The 15,487-nt window shown below is 63.4% G+C and carries 18 protein-coding genes; 6 read left to right on the forward strand and 12 right to left on the reverse strand.

Translation table 11 applies throughout. The features are described 5' to 3' along the window. Window positions 1-9: 9 nt before the first annotated feature. Window positions 10-339 (reverse strand): hypothetical protein, encoded by a 330-nt coding sequence (locus A6V37_RS38025; RefSeq protein WP_064272313.1) that lies wholly within the window; start codon window positions 337-339, stop codon window positions 10-12. Between the two features lie 121 nt (window positions 340-460). Next, on the reverse strand, window positions 461-1,213 hold the full coding sequence (locus tag A6V37_RS38030) for a class I SAM-dependent methyltransferase (protein WP_064272314.1): 753 nt from the start codon (window positions 1,211-1,213) through the stop codon (window positions 461-463). 141 nt (window positions 1,214-1,354) lie between these two features. On the opposite strand from A6V37_RS38030, the gene A6V37_RS38035 reads away from it, so the two are divergent. From A6V37_RS38035 to A6V37_RS38055, 5 genes are all read left to right on the forward strand, one after another. Then, window positions 1,355-2,167 carry a helix-turn-helix transcriptional regulator gene (locus A6V37_RS38035; protein WP_064286929.1) on the forward strand — a complete coding sequence of 271 codons (813 nt, stop codon included), beginning with the start codon at window positions 1,355-1,357 and terminating at the stop codon, window positions 2,165-2,167. A gap of 182 nt (window positions 2,168-2,349) precedes the next feature. Beyond that, window positions 2,350-3,756, forward strand: coding sequence for an argininosuccinate lyase (gene argH, locus A6V37_RS38040; protein WP_064272316.1), 1,407 nt, complete (start codon window positions 2,350-2,352; stop codon window positions 3,754-3,756). A gap of 221 nt (window positions 3,757-3,977) precedes the next feature. Further along, window positions 3,978-4,523 (forward strand): TonB family protein, encoded by a 546-nt coding sequence (locus A6V37_RS38045; RefSeq protein WP_082904899.1) that lies wholly within the window; start codon window positions 3,978-3,980, stop codon window positions 4,521-4,523. A 98-nt stretch (window positions 4,524-4,621) separates the two neighbouring features. Further along, on the forward strand, window positions 4,622-5,929 hold the full coding sequence (locus A6V37_RS38050; RefSeq protein ID WP_064286930.1) for an MFS transporter: 1,308 nt from the start codon (window positions 4,622-4,624) through the stop codon (window positions 5,927-5,929). 214 nt (window positions 5,930-6,143) lie between these two features. Then, on the forward strand, window positions 6,144-6,323 hold the full coding sequence (locus tag A6V37_RS38055; protein ID WP_064286931.1) for a hypothetical protein: 180 nt from the start codon (window positions 6,144-6,146) through the stop codon (window positions 6,321-6,323). A 64-nt stretch (window positions 6,324-6,387) separates the two neighbouring features. Here A6V37_RS38055 and A6V37_RS41645 read toward each other — a convergent pair whose 3' ends face one another. Both A6V37_RS41645 and waaC read right to left on the reverse strand, forming a co-directional pair. Then, a complete protein-coding gene (locus A6V37_RS41645; protein ID WP_165614508.1) occupies window positions 6,388-6,525 on the reverse strand; it encodes a hypothetical protein in 138 nt (45 codons plus the stop codon). 586 nt (window positions 6,526-7,111) lie between these two features. Then, on the reverse strand, window positions 7,112-8,116 hold the full coding sequence (gene waaC, locus A6V37_RS38060; RefSeq protein ID WP_064272319.1) for a lipopolysaccharide heptosyltransferase I: 1,005 nt from the start codon (window positions 8,114-8,116) through the stop codon (window positions 7,112-7,114). A gap of 213 nt (window positions 8,117-8,329) precedes the next feature. Between waaC and A6V37_RS38065 the strand changes: the two genes are divergently transcribed. Next, window positions 8,330-9,760: a chloride channel protein gene (locus A6V37_RS38065; RefSeq protein WP_064286958.1), complete on the forward strand. Its 1,431-nt coding sequence runs from the start codon at window positions 8,330-8,332 to the stop codon at window positions 9,758-9,760. A gap of 236 nt (window positions 9,761-9,996) precedes the next feature. Here the strand turns inward: A6V37_RS38065 and A6V37_RS38070 are convergent, their stop codons facing one another. The 8 genes from A6V37_RS38070 to A6V37_RS38105 all read right to left on the reverse strand — a co-directional run bounded on the left by A6V37_RS38070 (window position 9,997) and on the right by A6V37_RS38105 (window position 15,363). Further along, the gene (locus tag A6V37_RS38070; protein WP_064272320.1) at window positions 9,997-10,308 is read right to left on the reverse strand and encodes a YXWGXW repeat-containing protein; all 312 of its coding nucleotides are present in this window, start codon (window positions 10,306-10,308) and stop codon (window positions 9,997-9,999) included. A 297-nt stretch (window positions 10,309-10,605) separates the two neighbouring features. Continuing rightward, a complete protein-coding gene (gene minE, locus A6V37_RS38075; protein WP_012432104.1) occupies window positions 10,606-10,860 on the reverse strand; it encodes a cell division topological specificity factor MinE in 255 nt (84 codons plus the stop codon). A 14-nt stretch (window positions 10,861-10,874) separates the two neighbouring features. Next, a complete protein-coding gene (gene minD, locus A6V37_RS38080) occupies window positions 10,875-11,690 on the reverse strand; it encodes a septum site-determining protein MinD (RefSeq protein WP_027799748.1) in 816 nt (271 codons plus the stop codon). Between the two features lie 104 nt (window positions 11,691-11,794). Continuing rightward, window positions 11,795-12,661 carry a septum site-determining protein MinC gene (minC, locus tag A6V37_RS38085; RefSeq protein ID WP_064272321.1) on the reverse strand — a complete coding sequence of 289 codons (867 nt, stop codon included), beginning with the start codon at window positions 12,659-12,661 and terminating at the stop codon, window positions 11,795-11,797. A gap of 211 nt (window positions 12,662-12,872) precedes the next feature. Next, on the reverse strand, window positions 12,873-13,406 hold the full coding sequence (locus A6V37_RS38090) for a GNAT family N-acetyltransferase (RefSeq protein WP_064272322.1): 534 nt from the start codon (window positions 13,404-13,406) through the stop codon (window positions 12,873-12,875). Between the two features lie 194 nt (window positions 13,407-13,600). Further along, a complete protein-coding gene (gene map / locus A6V37_RS38095) occupies window positions 13,601-14,386 on the reverse strand; it encodes a type I methionyl aminopeptidase (protein WP_064272323.1) in 786 nt (261 codons plus the stop codon). Window positions 14,387-14,677: 291 nt separating this feature from the next. Further along, window positions 14,678-14,842, reverse strand: a complete 165-nt coding sequence (locus A6V37_RS38100; RefSeq protein WP_064272324.1) for an FmdB family zinc ribbon protein — start codon at window positions 14,840-14,842, stop codon at window positions 14,678-14,680. A gap of 137 nt (window positions 14,843-14,979) precedes the next feature. Then, a complete protein-coding gene (locus A6V37_RS38105) occupies window positions 14,980-15,363 on the reverse strand; it encodes a nuclear transport factor 2 family protein (RefSeq protein WP_064272325.1) in 384 nt (127 codons plus the stop codon). Between the last annotated feature and the right edge of the window lie 124 nt (window positions 15,364-15,487).

The raw sequence follows: 15,487 nt of genomic DNA on the forward strand, positions 1-15,487 counted from the left end.
GGTCGCGGATCAGTTCGCCGTGACCGGCTTCGGCATTTCTCGCGGCGGTATATTGAACTTGATTTCGGGGTTGTTACGCGCACGCCTTGCCTGGTCGATTGCCTCCCGTTCCGCCGCCGCTTGTCTGTCAAAGGTACCGCTCGCTTCCTGTGACGCTCGTACCGCCGCGCTGTCCTGCGTGATGGTGGGCTGATTCGAGCCGTACGGCGCGCCCCTCGGATCCGAGGCGATTGCACGCGGCATCGACGTGCCGTGTCGGCTGTAAAACTCCTGATCGGTTTCCGCTGCGGCATAAAGATATACCGTTGCCAATGAGATACTCACGATCTGTTTCAACATTTCAATAACAATCCGGATAGCTAAGCAACCCGGAGCGTATCACGATGGTCCCGCCCCTTTATTTTGGGATGGTTGACTTCACAATGAAGGCGCAGAACCATCATGACCTACGACGTTGTCCTCATTGCGCGTCGATCATCAGCGCGTCGAGCTTGAACGAGCCGTCTTCCTGCACGTCGAAATATTGACGCACTTCATCGGGCGCGCCGGCCCACATCGAGCGAATCGCCACCACGCGCGGCTCGGGTGTGCGCATGCGCGCCACCCATGAGCTGAACTCGATGTCGATGCGCCAGCGCTCGCGGAGCGACGCCTTGAATCCTGCCGCGGCGAACAACGCGATCCATTCGTCGGCGCGGTAATCACGAATGTGCGAAGCGTCGCGCAGCAACTCGATCGCCTGGATGTGCGTATCGAGCAGCGGATGATCAATGCCGGCAATGTCGATGAACAACACCTTGCCGCCCGGTTTCAGCACGCGCCGCACCTCCGCGAGCGCGCGCGGCACGTCGTGCCAGTGATGCGCGCTCATGCGGCTGATCACCCAATCGAACGAATGATCGGCGAACGGCAGCGTTTCGGCCGCGCCTTGCTGCGTGCGGATGTTGGCAAGGCCGCGCTCCTTCGCCGCGCCGTCCACCGTCGCAAGCATCTGCGGCGCGATGTCGTATGCCACCACTTCTTTGGCGTGCGGCGCGACCGCGAAACTCGCGTGGCCGGCGCCGCAGCCCATGTCGAGCACCGTCGCCCCGGGCGTCGCCGCGATCGATTCGGCCAGCGTGCGCAGATCGGCGCCGGTGGCATGCGTCTGACTCGTCAAATAGGCGGCGGCGGTCGAGCCGAAGGCGTCGGCGACCTGATCGTGATGCTTCATGGGAGGCTCCGTTATCCGGGTGGGTGGTGCGGAACGCGTTGTGCCGTTCCAGCCGCTACAATAGAGCCCGCCGTGTACCAGTACAAGTTAAGCAATTATTCTGGTATCTCTATTACCCCCTCCACGCGCCACCCGACCAGCATGACCACGCCGTCTTCCGCCGACCACCCGCCGCCGCTCGACGCCACCCCCGCCCGCGCGCTCGGCGAATTCATCCGCGCTCACCGCGAGCGGCTCTCGCCGCAAGCCGTCGGCCTGCCGCCGGGCCCGCGCCGCCGCACGCCGGGATTGCGGCGCGAGGAAGTCGCGCAGCTGTGCGGCGTGAGTCCGACCTGGTACACGTGGATCGAACAGGGGCGGCCGGTGTCCGCTTCCGCGGACGCGCTCGCCCGCATCGCGGTCGCCCTGCAACTGTCGCGCGCCGAACGCGCCTATCGGTTCGAACTGGCCGCCCAGCGCGACCCGGCCGAGCCCGATCCGGCCGCCGCCGACGCGCCCGCCACGCTGCTCGAAACCGTGCAGCTCGTGAACACGCCGGCCTATGTGCTCGACCGCCAGTGGAATGCGCTCGCGTGGAACGAACGCGCCGCAGACCTGTTCGTCGGCTGGCTGGACGAGGCGCACGACCGCAATCTGCTGCGCTACACCTTCACCGAGCCGGCCGCGCGCGAGCTGATCGTCGATTGGGAGACGCGCGCGCGGCGGCTCGCCGCCGAATTCCGCGCAGACTCTATCCGTCATCTGAACGATGCGCCCACGCGCGCGCTGATCGACTCGCTCACGGCCACGAGCGATGCCTTCGCGCAGTTCTGGGCGTCGCAGGACGTGGGCGGCCGCGAGGGCGGCCGGCGCGAGTTCAACCATCCGCGCGACGGCCGCATCGTCTTCGACCAGATCACCTTCAAGCCCGCGCATCGCGAAGATCTGAAGCTGGTGGTGCTGGTGCGCGAGTAGTAGACAAAAAGCGCACGAAAAAACGAACGAATAAGCGCACAAACAGGCGCACGGCCGGCGCAGTCTTCCACGCTCCCGGCCGGTGTTAAAATCGTTGTCTTTCCGCGCTTCGCCGGCACCTTTGCACAGTCCGTGCGAGTGCGCCGCCAGCCTCTTCACCGTTCGTTCAACTGCCCAACACCATGACGTCCCAACTGCACAAAAAAGGCGAAGCCTGGTCGGCTCGCTTCTCGGAGCCGATGTCGGAGCTCGTCAAACGCTACACGTCGTCGGTTTTCTTCGACAAGCGTCTGGCGCTAGTCGATATCGAAGGGTCGCTCGCGCACGCCTCGATGCTGGCCGCGCAGAAGATCATCGCCGCCGACGACCTCGCCGCGATCCAACGCGGCATGGCGCAGATCAAGGGTGAAATCGAGCGAGGCGAGTTCGAGTGGCAACTCGATCTGGAAGACGTGCACCTGAATATCGAAGCGCGCCTGACCGCGCTGATCGGCGACGCCGGCAAGCGCCTGCACACCGGCCGCTCGCGTAACGACCAGGTCGCGACCGACATCCGTTTGTGGCTGCGCGGCGAAATCGACCGGATCGGCGGCTTGCTGACGGAGCTGCGCACCGCGCTGCTCGACATGGCGGAGAAGAACGCGGCGACCATCATGCCGGGCTTCACGCACCTGCAAGTGGCGCAGCCGGTCACGTTCGGCCATCACCTGCTCGCCTACGTCGAAATGTTTTCGCGCGACGCCGAGCGCATGCTCGACTGCCGCAAGCGCGTGAACCGCCTGCCGCTCGGCGCGGCCGCGCTCGCCGGCACCAGCTATCCGATCGACCGCCACGCGGTGGCGAAGACGCTGGGCTTCGACGGCATCTGCGCAAACTCGCTCGACGCGGTATCCGACCGCGACTTCGCGATCGAATTCACGGCGGCGTCGGCGCTCGTCATGACGCACATCTCGCGCTTCTCCGAAGAGCTCGTGCTGTGGATGAGCCCGCGCGTCGGCTTCATCGACCTGGCCGACCGCTTCTGCACCGGTTCGTCGATCATGCCGCAGAAGAAGAACCCGGACGTGCCCGAACTGGCGCGCGGCAAGACCGGCCGCGTGAACGGCCATCTGATCGCGCTGCTCACGCTGATGAAAGGCCAGCCGCTCGCGTACAACAAGGACAATCAGGAAGACAAGGAACCGCTGTTCGACACCGTCGACACGGTGGCCGATACGCTGCGCATCTTCGCTGAAATGGTTGCCGGCATTTCGGTCAAGCCGCAAGCCATGCGCGACGCCGCGTTGCAAGGCTTCTCCACCGCAACTGATCTCGCCGACTACCTCGTCAAGCGCGGCTTGCCGTTCCGCGACGCGCACGAAGCCGTTGCTCTCGCCGTGCGCATCTGTGCCGATCGCGGCTGCGATCTGGCGGATCTGACGCTGGAGGAAATGCGCACCGAACTGCCGAACGTCGCGCATCTGATCGGCGACGATGTGTTCTCGTACCTCACGCTCGAAGGCTCGGTCGCAAGCCGCAATCATCCGGGCGGCACAGCGCCGGAGCAGGTGCTTGCCGCTGTAAAAGCAGCCCGGCTGGCATTGCAGTAAAGCCGAAAAAAAGCCCGCGCGAAGCGGGCTAATTGAAAGACTTCCACCGATGCCTCCCGAGGGAGGCAGTCGCAGTGTAGGCTCGTTTCGAACGCGCACCAAACCGTTCATATTTCAGCGCGTTACGGGCGCTGGGACACGGAAAGCGGGTGAACGCCAATTGCTTCCTGGCTTATTTTGACTACTATCAAATCACGTCCCGTCCCGCGTTATCTCCGACGATGTTCACCCGTACGCGTCACCCTCTCCGCCTGACCGGCAGTCGTGTGTACCGTGTCAGTGCATGGCCCGCGCTTGGCCGCGGCATGCTATTCGCCGCAGCGCTGTGCATCGCCTTGAGCGGCTGCAATGTGACGCTCACGCCGTGGACACGCCCCGCAGCCGTGTCCACACCGCCGGCTGCCATCAATAGCGTGACGCTCGATCAGTACCGCGATGCCGTTGCAAGACGCATCGTCGAACGCAATCCGTCTTATGTGCTGCGCGGCACACCGCAAGCCATGCTGCGTTCGCTGGTGGTGGTGTCGTTCACGGTGGATGCGAATGGCCGCGTGGTGCAGTCGTCGGTCTATCGCACCAACGGCGACAATGAAGCCGAAAGCGCCGCGCTCGCCTCGTTGCGGCGCGCCGCGCCGCTGCCGGAGCCTCCCGGCAAATTGCTGAACGGCCGTGGCCAGCTCGAACTGTTCGAAGACTGGCTCTTCAACGACGACGGCAAATTCCAGCTCCGCGAGCTCGCCTCGCCGCAAGCGCAAACCATCGACTGAAGCCCGTTGCGCTCGCTATAATTTTCGGATTCCCTGCGCCGGAACCTTCCGGCATGGCTCACGCCGCCCAGTGGAATCACGACACATGGAGACCCTGCATGTCCACTTCGCCGATTTCCGCGGCCGGGCCCAATGCGGCCAAGCAGAATAACAACGCGCGGATCATCTTCGCGAGCTTTATCGGCACCGCGATCGAGTTTTACGATTTCTACGTCTATGCAACCGCCGCGGCGCTCGTCATCGGGCCGGTGTTTTTCCCGCACGGCTCGGCGACCGCGCAGGCCGTGTCGGCCTTCGTCACGTTCGGCATCGCGTTCATTGCGCGGCCGATCGGCTCGTTCCTGTTCGGCCACTTCGGCGACCGGATCGGCCGCAAGTCGACGCTGGTCGCATCGCTGCTGGTGATGGGCGTGTCGACCACGCTGATCGGCTTCGTGCCGGGCTACGACTCGATTGGCAGCCTCGCGCCGATCCTGCTATGCGTCTTGCGCTTCGGCCAGGGCATTGGCCTCGGCGGCGAATGGGGCGGCGCGGCGCTGCTCGCCACCGAGAACGCGCCCGCCGGCAAACGCGGCTGGTTCGGCATGTTCCCCCAGCTTGGACCGTCGATCGGCTTTCTCGCATCCAACGGACTGTTCTTCGCGCTGGCGCTCTCGTTGAGCGACGAGCAATTCCGGAGCTGGGGCTGGCGCGTGCCGTTCCTCGTGAGCGCCGTGCTGGTCGCGCTGGGTTTATACGTGCGTTTGAAGATTGCCGAGACGCCGGCGTTCCAGGCGGCTATCGACCGGCAGGAACGCGTCAAGGTGCCAATCGCGACGTTGCTGTCGCAACACTGGGTGCCGACTCTGCTCGGCGCGCTCGCGATGGTGGTCTGCTACACGCTGTTCTACAACGCCACCACGTTCTCGCTGTCGTACGGCGTGTCCGTGCTGCACATTCCGCGGCCGACTTTCCTCGGGCTGCTGTGCATCGCCGTGGTGTTCATGGCGCTCGCCACCCCGCTGTCCGCCTGGGCCAGCGACCGCGTTGGGCGCAAGCCGGTGCTGATCGTGGGCATCATCGCGGCGATCCTGTCTGGCTTCACGATGGCGCCGCTTCTCGGCAGCGGACAGACTCCGCTGGTGCTGCTGTTCCTCGTGATCGAGCTGTTCCTGATGGGCGTGACGTTCGCACCGATGGGCGCGCTGCTGCCGGAACTGTTCCCGACCAATGTGCGCTACACCGGCGCGGGTGTGTCGTATAACCTCGGCGGGATTCTCGGCGCCTCGGTCGCGCCGTATATCGCCCAGATGCTTGCCGCGCGCGGCGGGCTGCCGTGGGTTGGCGCGTATGTGTCGATCGCCGCCGCCGTCAGCATGATCGGCGTGCTGTGCATGCGCGAAACGCGCGACGCGCGTTTGATGTAACCCGGGAGGCCGCGCCAGCGCCTTGCTTGTAGTGACTCGATGCCGTCCCGCACGCGATGCGTGGCACGGCGGCATTGGTCACCCCTGCCCCGCTTCACCGCCCGCTTCACACCCTCGCCTGCCGGGCGTTCCTGGGTGAATCCCCTGCCTTGCACGTCTTTTTGACTTCCCTATACTCGACGCAAATAACCCTATTGTGCGCAGGGAGGTCCGGATGAATATTCATCTTCACAACGCGGACGTCGTCATGATCATTGCGCTGGCACTGCTGTGTTCGCTGCTGCTTGCCCTGCGCTTTCGCCCCGCGACATGGAAAGGCATTGTCGTGGAGGCGCTGGCGGCGAATGCCGCGGCCATCGCGGCAGTGATCGCCTTCGAAATGCTACTGGCCTGACCCGGCCTCATGCCGCGCGTCCGTGCTTTCGCACGTTGAGCGCCGCGGCACCTGACCTCGGCCCTTAGCGGTAGTAGTAACCGCCGTGATGGTAGTAGCCGCCTCCGCCATAGTAGTAGCCGGGGGCCGGCGCGACGATGCAGCCGCCAAGCGCTGTTGCGAGCAGTGTGCCTGCGATCAGGCTCAGAATCAGGCGTTTCATGTTGTTCTCCGTCGAGTCAGATTTATTCGAGCCCAAGCCCGATGACTCGATTGAACACGACGGCGCCTCACGCAAGCGTTGCCATTTGTAAGGGAAGATCACCAAGGTGTTACATGATCCGCGCACGTGGCATACGGCGTCCGAGGCATGAGCGCGACCAATTCACCGCAGAGGAAAACACCGCCTATACTGGTTTGAACTTGCCTGCGAGGCAGGCGCCTTGCTGGAAGCGCATCCGTAGCGCATGTGAGAGGCAAGGCGCCGTGGCGCGCGGCAAGGTGTTGAAGGGGCAGGCGGCCCCGGCACCATCGGCGAAGTGACAAGATGCACCGGCGGCGCCGTTAGGCACCCTACGAAAAGCGACAGATTTAACAGGCGTGTAATGCGCGGCGCGTGCGCCGGCTCAACGCCTGGTGCAGACCCAGCAGGGTTGTACGCAACGATTCCTCTCCGCCCGTTGTTCCCCGACGCGGGCGTTTTTCAGAGGCGTTACGAGGCAGCGCCCGACTGATCGGGCGTACCGCGCGTGGCGCCTCTTTTCTTTTGGGCAAACGATTGCGCGGCCGCGCAAAGTGCGGCGCGGCGCTCAGGCTGCAGCCGATCCACTTTGCATAGAAACGGCGTGCGGATCGGTATGAACGTAGTCAATCGCCTCGAGCGCTGCGCTGACGGGCGGCACCGACTGGCCGTCGCCGATCGAGATGGAGCGGAACGGCGATTCGATACCGCAGTGCGACGGCGAGGTCGCCACGAAGATCATCACCGTGCGCTTCTGCAACGCGTGCGCGAGATGGACGAAGCCGGTGTCGGTGCCGATGACCAGTGCGCACGCATCGATCATCTGCGCGATTTCGGTCACGCTCATTTTCGGCAGAACGGCCGCGCCCGGCACTTGCGATGCAATCTGCTCGGCCTCGGCCCGCTCGCCCTCCGAACCCCACGGCAGCACCACATGAAAACCGCGTTGCGCCAGTTCGCGGCCGACCTCGGCCCAATGCGTCAACGGCCATTTCTTGTCGTCTTTCGAGGTAGCGTGGAAAAGCGCGGCGACCGGCGCGCTGTTCGACCCGAACGGCAGGCTGGCCGGCTCGGGCAGGCGCAGATTGTAGATCGCCGGGCCTTCTACTTCGTAGCCCAGCGCCTCGCCCGTGCTGATACGCATGCCGTGCCACGCATTGCATTGCGGACGCGGCCCGAAGCGGCCGGTGTACGCAAATGCGGCGCCGCGCTCGCCCAGATCCTGGGACTGGTAGCCGATACGCTTCGACGAGCGCGCCAGAAAGGCGATGATCGCGCTCTTGTAGACACCGTGGATGTCGATAATGAAATCGTAACGGTAGGCGCGCAGTTCGGCGATAGACGCCCAGATCGCCTTGAAATCGGCCCAGCGGCGGGCCTTCTTGAACCGGCGCAGCGGCGCGCACAGCACGCGATCCACGCTCTCGCTCCAGTGCACCACCTCGGCGAATGCTTCGTCTGCGGCCCAATCCACCTGAACGCCGGGATACGCGCGTTTGATATCGGCGACAACTGGCAAAGCCTGCACGATATCGCCGAGTGAAGTGACCTTGACGATAAGGACGCGCTTCATGGAGGACCTGTTAGCTGTTCGAATGTAAAAAAGTATTTTAGCCGACGATTTCAATAACCATGACTGAAACCGACACCCTGCGAGCCGGTCATTAATACGGTGCATTACGTTAACACCATTACAAAATCCATCTCAAAATATTTCACCATCCTTTCAATTCGTTTTATCGAACCGGTGCGGCTTATACTTCAACCTTTGCGCCTGCACACGCTCATGTCCCGGCCACTCCCCCTGCGCTCTCCTCCCATCGTGCGGCGCGCGAGGCGCCTCTGGCGCCAATACGGTATTTTCTGGCTCGGCGCGGTCGCCGTCGGCCTCGTCGCGGTGATGTATGCAAGGCTCATCGACCTGGGCTACAGCGAATTCCGCAGCCTGCAGCAAGAGCATGTGTGGGCGCCGCTGATTCTCACCCCCGCGGTCGCGGCGCTCGCCGGCTGGCTTACGCGCACCTTCTTCCGCGGCGCGGAAGGCAGCGGCATTCCACAGGTCATCGCCACGCTTCACTCCAAGCCGAGCGATCACGGCGCGCGGCTGCTGTCGTTCCGGATTCTGTTCGGCAAGATCGCCGTGTCCTTTCTGGCGATTCTCGGCGGTTTCACGATCGGTCGCGAAGGACCGACCGTGCAGGTCGGCGCGGCGCTGATGTTCAATCTGCGGCGGCTCTATCCGCGCTCCAACGCGCTGATCGAGCGGCAGCTGGTGCTGGCCGGCGCGGCGGCCGGATTGTCCGCGGCGTTCAACACGCCGCTCGCCGGCATCGTCTTCGCCATCGAGGAACTGACCCGCAGCTTCGAGGCGCGCGCAAGCGGCGTGCTAATTACCGCGATCATCATCGCCGGCGTGATCGCGCTCGGATTGAACGGCAACTACACGTATTTCGGCACGATCCAGATCGGCGCGCACTTTCCCAAGCTGCTGGCGCTGGCCGTGCTGCTCACCGCGATCGTCACCGGCGCCGCGGGCGGCTTGTTCGGCTGGCTGCTGCTGAACACCGCGCGCTGGATTCCGGCGCCGCTGCGTCAATTGCATGGCGAGCGTCCGGTTGCGTTTGCCGCGTTGTGCGGTTTCGCGATCGCGGTGGTCGGCCTGATCTCGGGCGGCACAACCTTCGGCAGCGGCTATGCCGAGGCGCGCGGGTTGCTCGACGGGCAGACGCAGTTGTCGGTGTTCTATCCGTTCCTGAAGATGATCTCGATGGTCGGCTCGTACCTGCCAGGCATTCCGGGCGGCATCTTCGCACCTTCGCTGTCGATCGGCGCGGGCTTCGGCAATCTGCTGCATATCGTGTTCGACTCGATGAGCCTGCCCATGCTGATCGCGCTCGCGATGGTCGGCTATCTGGCCGCCGTCACGCAATCGCCGATCACGTCGTTCGTGATTGTGATGGAGATGATCAACGGCCATGCGTTGGTGATTTCGTTGATGGCAACCGCGTTGATTGCGAGCCGCGTATCGCGCCTGTTCGCGCCTCCGCTGTATGAATCGCTGGCAGCGCGCTATATGGCGCCGCTGCCGCAACCGGCGCCCGCGCCGGTGCCCGAAGTCCCCGAAGTCGAAGCGCTCGACGCGGCTCCCGCGCCAGCCAATGGCGGATCGGACAGCGGCGCCAACGCTGCCGCCGGCTCTGACGCGCCACGTCAGTAGACAACGACCGCCGGCGCGCGCATATACACCGGCCGAGCCGGCACGACGACGCAGCCGGCCAGCATGACCGCCAGCACGGCGATCAGAAGCAGATTCTTTTTCATCATGGGTTCCCTTGAGCGCACGGGCGGGCGCTACGCCGAACTGGCGGGCCACGCTATGCCGTCATCGATCTGGAAGATGCGGCGCGTGCTGCACCCGGCGTGCCGCATCGCGTCCCGGTGAAGCCGGTGGAATTACGCCCAGTGGCCTTCGACCCAGCGGTAGTTCGGGCCATGCTCGACCCAGTGGCCCGGCACCCAGTGATAGCCGACGCGCTCAACTTGCCAGTGGCCCGCATCCCACACATAGCGGCCATGGTCCCAGCGCCAATGCCCCTTGTCCCACACATAGCCGACGCGCGGTGCCGGCACGACTTCATAGCGCACCGGCGGCGGCGCGGAAGGTGCGATGACAACGACTTCTTCAGCCGAAGCCGACGCGACTGCGGCTGCGCCGGCAGCGATCAATACGACGTTGACGATCAGCGAACGAAAGGTCTTGTTCATGATTTTCCCCTCTGTTGGTGGACACCGAATACGCGTGATCCGTGGTGTTATCCAATCAATGCGCGAGGGAACGGACTGGCTGACTACGGGCGTGTAACGGCACACACCGAAGTGCAACGGATTATTTCGACGAGGGGGAAACACGCGAGAGAGCACACGCGGCACGCGCGCGAAGCGTCGGTACCGGCACGCTCCGCTGCGTCATGTCTTACCGACACGACGCGGCAAAGCGCGCGGCACATGTGAAACCGGCAGCGGCTCCTGAGAGACCAGGAAACCCGAGGCGACCCGAGGCGCTCAGGCCTGCGGTATTTCGATCTTGACCTCGAGCACTTCGAGATCGTCCTGGCGTTCGAGGCTCACGCGAATATCGTCATGGGAGATCTTCACGTACTTCGAAATCACGGCGACCAGTTCGCGTTGCAACGCAGGCAGGTAATCGGCCGGCGCATGGCCGCCGGCGCGCTCGTGCGCGATGATCAACTGCAGGCGTTCCTTCGCTACCGACGCGGATTTCTTCTTCTCGCCCAGCAAAAACGAAAGAATCGACATTACGTGCGCTCCCCTTACTTGGTGCCGAAGAGGCGCTGCAGCAGCCCGGGCTTCTGGTAATCGGTAAAGCGAAGCGACTTCTGCTCGCCGAGGAAACGCGACACGACGTCTTTATACGCCTCGGCCACATCGGTGCCGTCGAGGTGCACGGCCGGCAGGCCCTGGTTCGACGCATGCAGCACCGCTTCCGATTCCGGAATCACGCCGATCAGGTCGATGCGCAGGATTTCCTGAATGTCGGTGAGCGAGAGCATTTCGCCTTCGCTGACGCGCTTCGGGTTGTAGCGGGTGATCAGCAGGTGCTCCTTGATCGGCTCCTTGCTTTCGATCGCGCGCTTGGTCTTGGACGACAGAATGCCGAGGATGCGGTCCGAGTCGCGCACCGACGAAACTTCCGGATTCGTCACGATCAGCGCTTCGTCGGCGAAGTGCATGGCGAGCAGCGCTCCCGACTCGATACCGGCCGGCGAATCGCAGACGATGTATTCGAAATCCATCGCGATCAGATCGTTGATGACCTTCTCGACGCCTTCCATCGTCAACGCGTCTTTGTCACGCGTTTGCGAGGCCGGCAGGATGAACAGGTTCTCGCACTTCTTGTCCTTGATGAGCGCCTGGTTCAGGTTGGCTTCGCCCTGGATCACGTTGATCAGGTCATACACCACACGTCGCTCACAGCCCATGATGAGGTCGAGGTTACGCAGGCCGACGTCGAAGTCGATCACGGCGGTCTTGCTGCCCCGCAATGCGAGGGCCGATGCAAAACTCGCGCTCGTGGTCGTCTTGCCCACGCCACCCTTGCCCGAAGTCACCACAATGATTTTTGCCATTACCCTTACCTTGTGTTCGTCAAATTCATCAATTATGTGCGGCCAAATTTGCCGTGAACCGGCGCCTGCCCTGTACGTTCAGGACACTGCGCGCTTCACGCCGGTCAGGTCAGCCGCAGCGGTTCGATCATCAACTTCTCTTCTTCGAGCCAGATCTGTACCGGCTTGCCGAGCACGTCGGCCGGCAGCGGGTTCTCGGTCGTCCGATAGATGCCCGCGATCGAGATGAGTTCCGGCTCGAGACACGTGCAGAAAATGCGCGCGTCGTGATTGCCCAGCACGCCGGCCAATGCCCGGCCGCGCAGCGGCGCGTAAATATGGATATTGCCTTCCGCGATCACTTCCGCGCCGTGGCTCACGAGGCCGAGCACGACCAGGTCGCCCTTGGCGTAGATGCGCTGGCCGGAGCGCAGCGGCTTGTCGATCACCGTGGTTTGCGACGAAGTGGCGAGACGCACCGGCTCCGCGGCGGGAGCAGGTTCGACTGTGGCCGGCGCGCCGGCTTCGGGAGACCCGCCGGCGGGCGCGACTGCGGCGGCTTCGAACAGATCGGCCGGCGGCGTGGCGGTCGCGGCCGTCGCAGCCGGTGCTGGAACGGGAGCGGGAGCGGCGCCGTTGGCGCTTTCTTCGTCAGCGGACCGGCCGGCGGCACCGCGGCGGTCGCGAGCTTCGAGCAGCGGCAACGCGGACTCGGCGGCCCACGTCTGCTGTGCATTGGCGACCACGCCGACCGGGCGCATGCGCACGCTGCCGAGCAGTTGGGCGATGTCCGCCAGCGGCACGCGTTCATGCTCGGTGAGGCGGCGCACATCGATCGCGACGACGTCGTTGGCGAAAAATTCAGGGGTCGCCTCGAAGCGCCGGGTCAGTTCGGCACGCATTGCGTCGAGGTCGGTTGTCTTGACCACGAACAGGAGTGTGTCGACAGAGCCGCTGCGAAGTTCGAAAAAGGGCGATTTCTTGGGCGACATAGCGTTCGGCAAAAAATTTTGCGTATTTTACAGGCGTCGACGCGCACGAGCAGCTTTTTTGCCGGAAGAACGGGTCGCCGCGATTGCGGCGCAGTCGTGAGGAACCTGCGCGATGGCCGGTCAGCCCGCGCTTCGCGCCGACAACCCGGCCACGAACGCTGAACAGACGCGGATGGGAATCGAGCGGCAGGCTGTTGCGCCGCTCGCGAGATCACTGCTGAAACACCTGGGACGTGGTCGGCACGTGGCGCACCAGCAGACTTTCGGCCTGGTCGGGCGCGCGCGTGATACGCCGGTGCTCGCCGGTCGGACCAAAGCCGAGCGCTTCGTAAAAGCGCATGGCGGTGCGATTGGCGTCGGCGACCCACGCGTAGATTTCGGTGGCGCCTTCGTTGGCGAGCCAGGTGCTGGCCGTGTCGACCAGCAACTCGCCGCCCCGCAGATGACGCACGGCGGGCGCCACCCACAGTTCGCCGACAAACGCGCGGCGCGCCGCGCTGTCTTCGAAATGCGCTTCGATCAGTCCGGCGGGATGGCCCTCGGTATAGAGGATGAAGCTGGTGACGATGAAGGAAACCGCATGTTCCGCGGCAGTGGCATCGAAACTGGCGGCGCCCGCCGACAACGCGTCTTCTAGCGTGGCGCCGAAGGCATAGGGCGCCTCCCGCAGCGACGCAGTACGGAGTTCGCGAAACACGGCGCCCTGGTCAGCGGCGATACGGCGAACGGTCAATGACGGACTCATGCAGACAAAAACCCCTTGAAATCCTAAGGCGTAGCTTTAACCGAACCGGCGCGAGAGTCAAATCATTATTTACCGGATTGTGCCATGCCTCACAGGAAGTCCCTTGAGGACCTCTCGCGCAGCACACACACTCCCTAGCATGTCGCGCGCCCGTGCGCGGCGCATGCGTGCCGGACGCGGCACATGCAACGTGTTTACGGCGCTTCGTAGCGGCCGGTACCGTCTGGCCAGGGTGTCAGCAGTTCATAGCCGTCTTCGGTCACGGCAATCATATGCTCCCATTGCGCCGACAACGAACGGTCTTTGGTGACGACGGTCCAGCCGTCGCGCTGCACCGTCGTGCCGGCGCGGCCGGCGTTGATCATCGGTTCGATCGTGAAGACCATGCCCGGCTTCAGACGCACGCCCTGCCCCGGCTGGCCGTAGTGCAGCACTTGCGGGTCTTCGTGATAGACCTTGCCGATGCCGTGCCCGCAGTAGTCACGCACGATGGAGAAGCCGTCGCGCTGGGCGACCTTCTGGATGGCATAGCCAACGTCGCCGAGCGTGGCGCCCGGCTTCACTTCGCGGATGCCGGCGAGCATCGCCTCATAGGTCGTGTCGATCAGCTGGCGCGCCACCGTGCTCGGCTCGCCCACGCAATACATGCGGCTGGTGTCGCCGAAATAACCGTCCTTGATGATCGCGACGTCGATGTTGATGATGTCGCCGTCTTTCAGAATCTCGCTGCGATTCGGAATGCCGTGGCACACCACCTGGTTGACCGAAGTGCAGACGGTCTTAGGAAAACCCAGATAGCCGACATTCGCAGGAATCGACTTTTGCGTCTTGACAATGTAGTCGTTGCACAGTGCGTCCAGCTCGTCGGTGGAGACACCGGCCTTGACGTGCTCGCCGATCATTGCCAGAACGTCGGCGGCGAGGCGGCCGGAAATGCGCAGCTTGGCGATGTCGTCGGGAGTCTTGTAGGTAATGGCCATGAATTCGGTCGATGGGGTCGAATGGAGTGCGATGTTCAATCGGACAGCCAATTGTACAGAGGATCGCCGCCGTACCGCCACGAACCGGGCAAAACGTGCGGCGCTGAAGGCTTCGCGATGCAAGTCTGTGCCAGTCTATCAGTACAACCAATTGAATCGATCAGCCGATTTATGTGTGCTCCACGACTTCGCGTAATACGATCTGCAGGCGGGCACGGCAATAGCAGCGACGAATCGAAATCCGCAGCGACGTTCAATGCCAATTGCGATCCGTCGTCGTAGGAACCTGCTTTAACTCTTGCTCGACGTCTTGGCGACGAACGGCGTGGGGGTGTGTTGAATCTGCTCGCTGCCACACTTCGGGCAGCGCGGGTGAGCGGTTTGATGCTCCGCGAGATGTTCAACGTGTTCGAACGTCTCGCCACATTTCTCGCAACGATATCGGTAAGTCGGCATGGCATCTCTCCAGCGCGAAACTTGCATGTGCGGCCCCGGACGAAGCCCGGGCGGTGTGCGGCAGCCCCGATGAATCATTGTAGTTCAGCAGATGGACAGACAGAAATCGTTGATTCGTCGCCATGGCGGCGACTCCGTCACGCAATCCGCTCAACCCACTGAGTGCGCCAGCCTGGCGCCTCAAAGGACTCTGAAAAATATTGGGTCTCGTGCACGACCTTGCCGTCAACAAACTCCATGATGCTCACGACGCACGCTGGCCGCCCGTTATAGGTAATCGTGTATTCGGTAATCCACAGACTCCCGTTTCCCTGGATTCGCCTGACGTCGAACCCGGATGGCTTATCGGGATGATGGCCTCGCAACGCCTGCAAATTGGCCCGCCCAATAATTCGTTCACCTGATTGAGGATAGTCGCAGATGGCGCCATCGTCGTAAATGTCGTGTTCCGCGATTAGATCGCCAGCGGCCGACGCGCGCCAGTGCGCATTCAGCGCTTCACGCATTTGTTGGTCCTGCATGGGGCGCCTCCGGATACAGATGACGTACGGTCATCCCACCCCATGGATGCTAGTCTGATTTTCGCTCAACTTCCATGTCCGTCTGCGGCGGCCTCAACGGCGAAGCTCGCATCAAGGCAAAACC

It is taken from the genome of Paraburkholderia ginsengiterrae (assembly GCF_001645125.1).
GTDB classification, from domain to species: domain Bacteria; phylum Pseudomonadota; class Gammaproteobacteria; order Burkholderiales; family Burkholderiaceae; genus Paraburkholderia; species Paraburkholderia ginsengiterrae.

Coding starts and splice junctions, on each gene's coding strand:
- minC (WP_064272321.1), bottom strand. CDS start 12,661: ATGTCGCCCAAGAAATCGCCCTTTTTCGAACTTCGCAGCGGCTCTGTC.
- argH (WP_064272316.1), top strand. CDS start 2,350: ATGACGTCCCAACTGCACAAAAAAGGCGAAGCCTGGTCGGCTCGCTTC.
- minD (WP_027799748.1), bottom strand. CDS start 11,690: ATGGCAAAAATCATTGTGGTGACTTCGGGCAAGGGTGGCGTGGGCAAG.
- A6V37_RS38090 (WP_064272322.1), bottom strand. CDS start 13,406: ATGAGTCCGTCATTGACCGTTCGCCGTATCGCCGCTGACCAGGGCGCC.
- map (WP_064272323.1), bottom strand. CDS start 14,386: ATGGCCATTACCTACAAGACTCCCGACGACATCGCCAAGCTGCGCATT.
- A6V37_RS38045 (WP_082904899.1), top strand. CDS start 3,978: ATGTTCACCCGTACGCGTCACCCTCTCCGCCTGACCGGCAGTCGTGTG.
- A6V37_RS38070 (WP_064272320.1), bottom strand. CDS start 10,308: ATGAACAAGACCTTTCGTTCGCTGATCGTCAACGTCGTATTGATCGCT.
- A6V37_RS38055 (WP_064286931.1), top strand. CDS start 6,144: ATGAATATTCATCTTCACAACGCGGACGTCGTCATGATCATTGCGCTG.
- waaC (WP_064272319.1), bottom strand. CDS start 8,116: ATGAAGCGCGTCCTTATCGTCAAGGTCACTTCACTCGGCGATATCGTG.
- A6V37_RS38025 (WP_064272313.1), bottom strand. CDS start 339: ATGTTGAAACAGATCGTGAGTATCTCATTGGCAACGGTATATCTTTAT.
- minE (WP_012432104.1), bottom strand. CDS start 10,860: ATGTCGATTCTTTCGTTTTTGCTGGGCGAGAAGAAGAAATCCGCGTCG.
- A6V37_RS41645 (WP_165614508.1), bottom strand. CDS start 6,525: ATGAAACGCCTGATTCTGAGCCTGATCGCAGGCACACTGCTCGCAACA.
- A6V37_RS38100 (WP_064272324.1), bottom strand. CDS start 14,842: ATGCCGACTTACCGATATCGTTGCGAGAAATGTGGCGAGACGTTCGAA.
- A6V37_RS38105 (WP_064272325.1), bottom strand. CDS start 15,363: ATGCAGGACCAACAAATGCGTGAAGCGCTGAATGCGCACTGGCGCGCG.
- A6V37_RS38065 (WP_064286958.1), top strand. CDS start 8,330: ATGTCCCGGCCACTCCCCCTGCGCTCTCCTCCCATCGTGCGGCGCGCG.
- A6V37_RS38035 (WP_064286929.1), top strand. CDS start 1,355: ATGACCACGCCGTCTTCCGCCGACCACCCGCCGCCGCTCGACGCCACC.
- A6V37_RS38050 (WP_064286930.1), top strand. CDS start 4,622: ATGTCCACTTCGCCGATTTCCGCGGCCGGGCCCAATGCGGCCAAGCAG.
- A6V37_RS38030 (WP_064272314.1), bottom strand. CDS start 1,213: ATGAAGCATCACGATCAGGTCGCCGACGCCTTCGGCTCGACCGCCGCC.